General features: G+C 68.6%; 9 protein-coding genes and 1 pseudogene. All 10 read right to left on the reverse strand.

The window, feature by feature from the left end:
* Positions 1-327, reverse strand: a pseudogene (gene flhF / locus G3N62_RS32365) (flagellar biosynthesis protein FlhF); the annotation flags it as partial.
* Positions 324-2426, reverse strand: a complete 2103-nt coding sequence (gene flhA / locus G3N62_RS32370) for a flagellar biosynthesis protein FlhA (RefSeq protein ID WP_059559372.1) — start codon at positions 2424-2426, stop codon at positions 324-326. The gene flhA and the pseudogene flhF, both read right to left, overlap by 4 nt.
* 76 nt (positions 2427-2502) lie before the next feature.
* The gene (gene flhB / locus G3N62_RS32375) at positions 2503-3702 is read right to left on the reverse strand and encodes a flagellar biosynthesis protein FlhB (protein ID WP_034188074.1); all 1200 of its coding nucleotides are present in this window, start codon (positions 3700-3702) and stop codon (positions 2503-2505) included.
* Positions 3703-4035: 333 nt separating this feature from the next.
* The gene (locus G3N62_RS32380; protein WP_034188075.1) at positions 4036-4416 is read right to left on the reverse strand and encodes a DUF805 domain-containing protein; all 381 of its coding nucleotides are present in this window, start codon (positions 4414-4416) and stop codon (positions 4036-4038) included.
* Positions 4417-4713: 297 nt separating this feature from the next.
* Positions 4714-5217: a VOC family protein gene (locus G3N62_RS32385; RefSeq protein ID WP_034188076.1), complete on the reverse strand. Its 504-nt coding sequence runs from the start codon at positions 5215-5217 to the stop codon at positions 4714-4716.
* 163 nt (positions 5218-5380) lie between these two features.
* The gene (locus tag G3N62_RS32390; protein WP_069707188.1) at positions 5381-6613 is read right to left on the reverse strand and encodes a DUF3443 family protein; all 1233 of its coding nucleotides are present in this window, start codon (positions 6611-6613) and stop codon (positions 5381-5383) included.
* A 16-nt stretch (positions 6614-6629) separates the two neighbouring features.
* On the reverse strand, positions 6630-7133 hold the full coding sequence (locus G3N62_RS32395) for a DUF2844 domain-containing protein (RefSeq protein ID WP_034188078.1): 504 nt from the start codon (positions 7131-7133) through the stop codon (positions 6630-6632).
* Positions 7134-7391: 258 nt separating this feature from the next.
* Positions 7392-8123, reverse strand: coding sequence for a protein phosphatase CheZ (gene cheZ / locus G3N62_RS32400; RefSeq protein WP_034188079.1), 732 nt, complete (start codon positions 8121-8123; stop codon positions 7392-7394).
* Position 8124: 1 nt separating this feature from the next.
* Positions 8125-8520, reverse strand: a complete 396-nt coding sequence (gene cheY / locus G3N62_RS32405) for a chemotaxis response regulator CheY (RefSeq protein WP_006485893.1) — start codon at positions 8518-8520, stop codon at positions 8125-8127.
* 67 nt (positions 8521-8587) lie between these two features.
* A complete protein-coding gene (locus G3N62_RS32410; protein ID WP_034188080.1) occupies positions 8588-9679 on the reverse strand; it encodes a chemotaxis response regulator protein-glutamate methylesterase in 1092 nt (363 codons plus the stop codon).
* Positions 9680-9751: the final 72 nt, after the last annotated feature.

Here is a 9751-nt window from a genome sequence, read left to right on the forward strand (position 1 = left end):
TAACACGGACGAGAACACGTCCGGCAGCCCGCCTTCGCCGGCGGCATAAGGATTCATGACCGGGCGCGCCGGTACCGCGCCCGGGCGCGACACGATGCCCGGCACGGCGGCGGCCGGCACGGATTCCGGCAGGCGCGGCGTGGCGAGGCGCGAGCGGGCGGCCGGCGGCGTCACCGCGGCCAGGTCCGAATCGGCGAGTGCAACGATTTCGACGCTGCCGTCATCGAGCGTGCGGTTCGACAGCACGACCGCGTCGGCGCCGAGCGCCTCGCGCACGAGACGAAGTGCGTCGCGGCTCGTTGCGCCGGTGAATTTGCGAATGTTCAAGCGGAACCCCCGATGACGTTAACGACCTTGATCGTGCGTGTGTCCGGCACTTCGGCATACGACAGCACTTTCAATTGCGGCAGGCTGCGGCGCAGGAAACGCGCGAGCATCGCGCGCAGCGCGTGCTGCACGAGCAGCACGGGCGGCAGCCCGAGATTCTGTTGACGCAGCATCGCTTGCTGCGTGCCGGTCAGAAGGTTGTGCGCGAGGCCGGGTTCGAGGCCCGGGTTCGCGCCGGTGGCGAGCGCCTGCGACAGCACGCGCTCGAGATTCGCATCGAGGCCCATCACCTGCATTTCGCCGGCGCCCGGATACCACTGCTGCGTGATCGCGCGGCCGAGCGAGAGCCGCACCGCGGCCGTGATCTCGTAGGCGTCGCCGCGGCCCGCGTGTTCGGACACGGCCTCGAGGATCGTGCGCATGTCGCGGATCGGCACGCCTTCCTCGAGCAGGTTCTGCAGCACCTTCTGCAGCGTCGTCAGCGAGATCGTCTTCGGCACGAGGTCCTCGACGAGCGACGGCGCGTCCTTGCCGGTGCGCTCGATGAGTGCCTGCACTTCCTGGCGGCCGAGCAGTTCGGCCGCGTGCTGGACGACGAGATGGTTCAGGTGCGTCGCGACGACCGTGCTCGCGTCGACCACCGTGTAGCCGTACACCTGCGCCTGCTCGCGCAGCGCGACGTCGATCCACACGGCCGGCAGCCCGAACGCGGGATCCTGCGTGACCGCGCCCGGCAGCGCGGCCGTCACCTGGCCCGGGTTAATCGCCAGCCATTGGCCCGGGAACACTTCGCCGACGCCGATCTCGACGCCCTTCAGCGCGATCCGGTACGCGTTCGGCCGCAGCTCGAGGTTGTCGCGGATATGGATCACCGGCGGCAGGAAGCCGATCTCCTGCGCGAATTTCTTGCGGATGCTCTTGATGCGCTTGAGCAGCTCGCCGTCGCTGCCCTTGTCGACAAGCGGGATCAGCCGGTAGCCGACTTCGAGGCCGAGCGGATCGATCAGCTGCACGTCGTCCCAGGTTGCCTCGTGGCTGTCGGACGGCAGCACCGCGGGCGGCGCGATGTCGGTCACGTCGCCGGCCGCCTTGCGGGCCGCCGCGCGCCGGGTCAGCGTGCGGGCCAGCCAGATCGCGCCGCCGCCGAGCGCGAGAAACGCGAAGTGCGGCATCCCCGGGATCAGCCCCATGACCACGATGATCACGCCGGTGATCGTCAGCACGCGCGGGTTCGTGAACAGCTGGCCGGTGATCTGCGTGCCGATGTCCTCGTCGGTCGCGACGCGCGACACGATCACGCCGGCTGCAGTCGAGATCACGAGCGACGGGATCTGCGCGACGAGGCCGTCGCCGATCGTCAGCAGCGTGTAGTTCGTGCCGGCCGCGGCGAACGACATGTCGTGCTGGACCATCCCGACGATCAGCCCGCCGATCACGTTGATCGCCATGATGATCAGGCCGGCGATCGCATCGCCGCGCACGAACTTCGACGCGCCGTCCATCGACCCGTAGAACTCGGCTTCCTGCGACACGGCGAGACGCCGCTTGCGCGCCTGTTCCTCGTTGATGAGGCCCGCGTTCAGGTCGGCGTCGATCGCCATCTGCTTGCCGGGCATCGCGTCGAGCGTGAAGCGCGCGGACACTTCGGCGATCCGCCCCGCGCCCTTCGTGATCACCATGAAGTTGATGATCATCAGGATCACGAACACGACGATGCCGACCGCGAAATTGCCGCCGACGAGGAAGTGGCCGAACGCCTCGATCACCTGGCCGGCGGCGTCCGGCCCGGTGTGGCCCTCGAGCAGCACGACGCGCGTCGACGCGACGTTCAGCGACAGGCGCAGCAGCGTCGAGAACAGCAGCACGCTCGGGAACGCCGCGAAGTCGAGCGGCTTCATCGTGTACATGCTGACGAGCAGCACCATCACCGACAGCGCGATGTTGAACGTGAACAGCAGATCCAGCAGCATCGGCGGCAGCGGCAGGATCATCATCCCCAGGATCATGCAGATGAGGATCGGGCCCGCGAGCGCGCGCAGGTTCGTGCCGGCGAACGGGTTCTGGCGCTTGGCGAACAGGCCGGTGGTCGGGGTGCTCATGCTGCCTCCGGCCGGGCCGCGTCAGGGGCGGTAGCCGCTACGGGGAACGGCGCGCGCGGGTGAGCGTGGGGGCGGATCATTGCGACGCTCCTTGCTGGCCGAGCGTGTCCTCGGCTTCCTCGCGTTCGTCGCCGGCGGCGACCGACGTGCCCTTGTCGAGTTCGGCCGGCACGTCGAGATCGACCGGCACCGCCGGAAACGCGCCGCCTTCCGAGCGGAAGCGCTTGAGCTGGTAGACCCACGCGAGCACCTCGGCGACGGCCGAGTACAGCGAGCCGGGGATCTCGCGCTCGAGTTCGACGTTGTGATACAGCGCACGCGCGAGCGGCGGCGCCTCGAGCAGCGGCACGTTGTGTTCGGCCGCGAGTTCGCGGATGCGCGCCGCGACGAGGTTCACGCCCTTCGCGACGACCTTCGGCGCGCGCATCTCGCCGTCCGTGTATTGCAGCGCGACGGCGAAGTGCGTCGGGTTCGTGACGACCACGTCGGCCTTCGGCACGGCCGCCATCATCCGGCGGCGCGCGATCGCGCGCTGCTGCTGGCGGATCCGCCCCTTCACGTGCGGATCGCCTTCGTTCTCGCGATGCTCGCGCTTCACTTCTTCCTTCGTCATGCGCAACTTCTTGTTGTACTGCCAGATTTGGTAAGGCACATCGAGCGCGGCGACCACCAGCATCCCGGCGACCGTCGTGCCGCAGCACACGGCGACCAGGTGCAGCGCGTCGGGGAGCGCGACGCCGAGCGGCTGCGTCGCGAGGCCGAGCAGTTCGTCCTTGCTGCGCCAGATCGCGACGCCGCCGATCCCGCCGACGACGATCGTCTTCGCGACCGACATCCCGAGCTGGATCGGCCCCTGGATCGAGAAGATCCGGCCGAGGCCCGAGATCGGGTTCAGGCGGTCGAACTTCAGCTCGAACGTCTTCTGCGAGATCAGCCAGCCGCCGAGCGCCATCGGCGCGAGCAGCGCGGCGAGACCGGTGAGCGCGAGGATCGGCAGCAGCGCGGTGAGGCCCTCGAGGCTCGCGCTGCCGGCCGCCGACAGCATCCGGTTCGTGTCGAATGCGGTCGCGCGATCGAACGTGAACGCGCCGCGCAGCATCGTCTGCAGATGCGCGCCCGACGGGCCCGCGAGCAGCCATGCGCCGTAGAACCCGGCCGCGAGCAGCGCGAACGAAGCCAGCTCGCGCGAACGCGCGACCTGCCCCTCCTCGCGCGCCTTCTCGCGGCGCCTGGGAGTGGCGGCTTCGGTCTTGTCGAGATCGCTCTCGTCTGCCACGGGGCCTCCAGTCGGGTACGGCGGAATGCCGCTTTCCAGTGACACCGATTATTCATGCAGGCGTCAAACGCCGATCGGTCGAGCAAAGCCGGGAAAGGGGGGTATTTCGGAGAATCGGGCGAGCCGGTGCGAACGCGGCTGGCGCGGGGGCGCAGCGACGCGCGGCAACGCGGAAAAACGTGCCGATCGGCGCGATGGCGAGGGGTCGGCCGCGGGCAGGACGCCGACGGCGGGAAGCGGGGAAAAGGGTGAAACGACTGCGGTGAACCGACGGGCGGGAAAGGCGGGATATTCAGGCCCCGGCGCGACGCTCGCGCGCCGGGGCGGGGCCGGTCAGACGGCCGGAATCGGATCGGCGCCGAAGCGGTTCGGGCCGTCGGTGCCGCGCGAGCACATCCACACGAGCAGCAGGATGCCGCCGACCACCGGAATCAGCGCGATCAGCAGGAACCAGCCCGAGCGGCCCGTATCGTGCAGGCGGCGCACGCTGACCGCGATGCCGGGAACGAGCAGCGCCAGCGAGACCAGGCAGATGACGCCGAGCAGCAGCAGCGTGATCAGGCCGCCATCGCGGCCGGCCGCGCCGATGACCTGGGCCGCGATCGAAAGAATGACGCTCAGCAGCGTGAAATACCAGTATTCGGCACGACGCGCACGGCCTTCGAATGTCGCGTATTTATTGAGTGCGGTACGAACGGCTTCGGAAAAACCCATCTTATTACCCTCCTGTTTTATATTGGCACCCCGGAAACAACGCCGGCATTATATGTTTGATTTTCACCGGACTCCATCTCTTTCGCCTGCCGGCCGGCGCTCGCCCGTTCACATGGACGCCGATGCCGCGCGGGAAAGGCCGCTTAAGCATAATGCGGTACCGCGGCCTTGCATGCCGCGTCATTTTAATAATCTTGAAGACCTGACAGAAACGACAGCCCCCGATAATCCGGCATTTGATTACATTCGAATGAAACCGCGCACCAACGATAATCGCGTGACGTGCGCGGCATTCGATTATCCGGCCTGATCCGCCGCCTGCTGCAGCGCGGCGAGGTCGAGCTTCTTCATCGTCATCACCTGCGCCATCACGCGCTCGGCGCGCGCCGGGTCGCCCGTCATCAGTTCGGCCATCTGCACCGGCACGACCTGCCACGACACGCCGAAGCGGTCGCGCAACCAGCCGCACTGCTGCGCGCGCTCGTCGCCGCCTTCGGACAGGCGTGCCCAGTAATGATCGATCTCGTCCTGGTCGCGGCAGTTGACGACGAACGACACGGCCGGCGTGATCTGGAACACGGGGCCGCCGTTCAGCGCGACGAACGCCTGCCCGTCGAGCTCGAACGCGACGGTCATCACCGCGCCCTCCGCGCTGCCGGACGCGTGCGCGCCGGCCTTGCCGTAGCGCGCGACGTGCACGATGCGCGCGTTGTCGAACACCGACACGTAGAAGCCGGCCGCCGCCTCGGCGTCGCGGTCGAACCACAGGAACGGCGTGATGCGCTGGATACGCGGGTTCATGACGTTGTCTCCTCGATGTCGTGCCGGCACCGGTGCCGGTCTTACATCGTAGGCGCTGCGCCCGCGCGCGGCGGAAATCCGGCCCATCGGACACGCACGGCGGCGCGATAAAAAAAGGGGGCGATCGCTCGCCCCCTTTGTTCCCGCGTGCCGCCGCGCCCTGTCAGAACGCGACGAACGGCTGCGCGCCGCCGCTCGCGGTCTTGTCCATCCCGAAGTAGATCGTCTTGCCGTAGAAGTGCGGCATGCCGATGTCCAGCCAGCTGGTCGAGCCGAACGGGCCCGCGATGTCGTTGAACGCGAACGTCGACGGGTTCGAGAACAGCGAATCGGCGTTCGAGACGGGCATCGACACGACACCCGACGCGCCGTTCTGGCCGCTCAGCGTCGCCGAGTAGGTCGTCGCGGACGACGGGCAGTAGAACTCCGTGTTCCGCGAACAGACCGTCTGCGCCGAATCGTTGAAGAAATACGCGTTCGAGCCCGTATCGAAGAACGCGGTCACGTTGCGCCCGAGGAACGTCGCGCTGACGTCGCCCGTCGTGGTCGACGTCAGGACCGTCTTGCCGCTCAGGCTCGGCAGGCCGAACGTCAGCGTCCCGGTCGCGCTCGCCTGCCCGTTGCTCGAGATGGCCGGCATCTGCACGCTCACGCCGTCGCTGTTCGCGAAACGATGGACCGGGTTGGCCACCTGCTGCGACAGCGGCACGAGCGCCACCGTGCAGCTCGCGTTGTCGCCGTTCGGGCACGCGTAGTAGTTGTTGCTCGACGACGTCGACGTCGCGCAGGTCGTGCCGCAGTCGTACGGCGCGGGCCCGATGCCGAGGATCCCGTTCGCGCCCAGCGCACCCGCCGAGTTGGCCGACGCGCCGCCGTTCGTGCACGAGCTCGGCACGTTGGTCGTGCCGAGGTCGCCGATGATCTGTACGGGCAGCGCGCTCGCCTGCTCGGTGCCGATCGACAGGTCGACCGTGCGTACCGATCCCCACGTGTAGCTCGACACGAACTTGCCGCACTCGGCCACCGGCGCGCCGCCGCTCGTCACCTGCGGCAGGCTGCCCAGCACGCCCGACACCGCGCTGCCGACGAGCCGCAGCCCGTAGGACGCGGTATCGACCAGCACGTTGTTGACCACCTGGCAGTTCGACGTGCCCGGCGCGCAGACCTTCACGCTGATGGTCGGGATGTTGATCACGTTCGCGACGCCCGTGGCGACCGTGATGACGGCGGTATTTCCGGAATTGCCGTCCGATCCGCCGGATCCGTTGTTGCCGTTGTTGCCCGTGTTGCTGCCGCCGCCGCCGTCGCCGCCGCCGCATGCGGTGACGAGCACGGCCGTCGCGGCCGCGAGGCCCAGCACGCCGAGCCAGCGCTTGAATGTACGATGAATGCTCAAGATCGCTCTCCCGCTGTCACTGGATGTCGGTGCCGGCCAGGCCGGCCGGCAGCGCCGCCGGCAGCCACGCCTGACCCGAGAACGCGCCCATGTGGCCGCCCGTCCGAATCACGAGGCCGCTCGTGTCGACGGCCACGGGCGCACGCCAGCCGCGCGCCTTGTGCGCCGCCTGGACGCCTGCGGTGTACTGCGGGAAATAGCTGCCGAGCAGCGACGCGAGATCCGGCATCGTCGGCCCGCTCCACGCGAGGCCGAACACGCTGCCGGCGGCCGACGTGTATTCGTGGATGACGGTGCCCGACCCGAGCGTGATCTCGCGGACGGTATAGCCGGCCGTGCTCGTCTGCACGCCGTCCGCCGAACGCATCGCGCGCTGCAGCGCGCGCACGGTGGCGGCCTGATCGTCCGCGGGCGGCGACATCGGCGCGCCGCCCAGTTCAGCATGTGCGTGGACGGCCCACAGCACACCCATTGCGGCCGCCGCCTGCGCGACGGTCCAGCCCAAGCGTTTCAGCTTCACGTTCCCCCCCAAGGGATTGGCTTCGTTGCGGCGGCGCCGCCATCGGGCCTGCGCCGCCTGCCAACCGACGATTCGTACGAATGACGCTACGTTGCTGCTGACGCGTAGTATGCCTGCTGAGTGTGACCAAGTGTCAATTCGACGCAGGATCACGCCGCGCCGCAGGGACGCGGCGCGCACGGGGAAACGAGGCGGGAACGGGAAAGGCGCGCGGCGGGCGCCCCGCGAAACGGGGCGCGCCGACGCGTGGCGGCAAGGTCAGAAGCCGAGGCTCGCGAGCAGGTCGTCGACCTGCCCCTGGTCCTGGACCACGTCGGATTTGCCTTCCGGCGCGATCTGCGGGCCGTTGAGCAGCGACTCGGGGCTGCCGGTCGCACTCATCTGCTCGGCCGCGAGCGCGGCCGCGGTGGCCGCGAACTGTTCGCGCCGCTCGGGCGCGATGTTCTCGACGAGCACGGTGAGGAGCTGCTGCTCGATCAGGTAAACCATGTCCATGATCTTCTTGATCACCTGCCCGGTGAGATCCTGGAAATCCTGCGCGAGCATGATCTCGAGCAGCTGCGCGCTGGTGGCCGACGTCGCCTCGGGCAACGTGCGCAGGAACGCGCGCGTATCGTCCATCAGCGCGCGCACTTCCGCGTGCTCGATCGGCGCCGCATACCACTGCGTCCAGCGCGCGTCGAGCGCCTCGGCCTCGTTCTGGATGCGCGCCTGCATCGGCTTCGCGACCTCTATCGCATTCAGCACGCGCACGGCGGCCTGCTCGGTCATCGTCGCGACGTAGCGCAGCCGGTCGCGCGCATCGGGCACGGCCTCCGCCGCGCGCTCGACGTGCTTGTCGAGCCCGAGCTCGCGCATCGAGTCGCGCAGCGTGCGCGTGACGTGGCCGATGCGCGCGAGGATGCGGTCGCTCGCGAAATCGGCGCCTTCTGGCTGGCTGTCGGCGCTGAATCCCGCGCCGGCGAGCGCCGCATGGATCGGCTCGTTCACGTCAGCTCCCGGCCTTCGCCATCTTGTCGATGATCTTGTTCAGCTTCTCGTCGAGCGTCGCGGCCGTGAACGGTTTCACGACGTAGCCGCTCGCACCGGCCTGCGCGGCCGCGATGATGTTCTCCTTCTTCGACTCGGCCGTGACCATCAGCACCGGCAGGTGCGTGAGCGTCGCGTCCGCGCGGATTTCCTTCAGCATCGCGAGGCCGTCGAGGTTCGGCATGTTCCAGTCCGAGATCACGAAGTCGTAGCCGCCGCCGCGCAGCCGCGCGAGGCCGGCCAGGCCGTCCTCGGCCTCGTCGACGTTCGAATAGCCCAGTTCCTTCAGCAGGTTGCGGACGATCCGGCGCATCGTCGGGAAATCGTCCACCACCAGGATTTTCATGCTCTTGTCCATCGTCGTTCCTTTCCAGATTCGTTTCCGTCGGGACGCGTATCGTGGCACGCGTCCCGTGACATTCCATTCAAACGCGCTGCACGCGGTCGCCCATCGTCGCCAGGCGCGCCATCACGCGGCGGCTCATGTCGGCGAGCGGCGCGACCTCGTCCGCGCCGCCGAGCGCGATCGCCTCGCGCGGCATCCCGAACACGATGCAGCTCGCTTCGTCCTGCGCGAACGTGTAGGCGCCCGCGCGCTTCATTTCCAGCAGGCCGGCCGCGCCGTCACGGCCCATCCCGGTGAGGATCACGCCGATCGCGTTCTTGCCCGCGTGCGTCGCCGCCGAACGGAACAGCACGTCGACCGACGGGCGGTGCCGGTTCACCGGCGGCTCGTCCGACAGTTGCGCAATATAGTTCGCCCCGCTTCTCGCAAGCAACAGGTGCGCGTGGCCCGGCGCGATATACGCATGGCCCGGCAGCACGCGCTCGCCGTGCTCGGCTTCCTTCACCGCGATCCGGCACAGGCCGTTCAGCCGCTGCGCGAACGACTTCGTGAAGCCCGGCGGCATGTGCTGCGCGATCAGCACGGCCGGCGCATCCGGCGGCAGCGGCGTCAGCACTTCGCGAATCGCCTCGGTGCCGCCCGTCGACGCGCCGATGATGAGCAGCTTCTCGGTACTGACGAGCGGGTTGTTGATCATCGGCGCGGCCGCCGGGCTGTCGGCCGAGCGCGCGGCGGCTTGCGGCTGCGGCGCCTGGCGCACGCGCGCGCGCGACGCCGCGCGGATCTTGTCGGCGAGCTTTTCCGCGTAGTCGAGCATCCCGTCGCGAATCCCGACGCGCGGCTTCGTGACGAAATCCACCGCGCCGAGTTCGAGCGCGCGCAGCGTGATTTCGGAGCCGCGCTCGGTCAGCGACGACACCATCACGACCGGCATCGGCCGCAGGCGCATCAGCTTCTCGAGGAAGTCGAGCCCGTCCATGCGCGGCATTTCGACGTCGAGCGTGAGCACGTCGGGGTTGTGCTGCTTGATGAGCTCGCGCGCGACGAGCGGATCGGGCGCGGTCGCGCACACCGTCATGTCGGGCTGGCTGTTGATGATCTCGGTCATCAGGCTGCGGATCAGCGCCGAATCGTCGACGCACAATACTTTGATCTTCTGCACTGCGGTCATGCCTCCTGCTTTCTTGATAGGTTCGCCGCATACGGGTTCGCCGCCCGCACGCCGCCGGCACCGCCCGCGCTG

This window comes from Burkholderia sp. Tr-20355, from assembly GCF_017104685.1.
Taxonomy (GTDB): Bacteria; Pseudomonadota; Gammaproteobacteria; order Burkholderiales; family Burkholderiaceae; genus Burkholderia; species Burkholderia seminalis.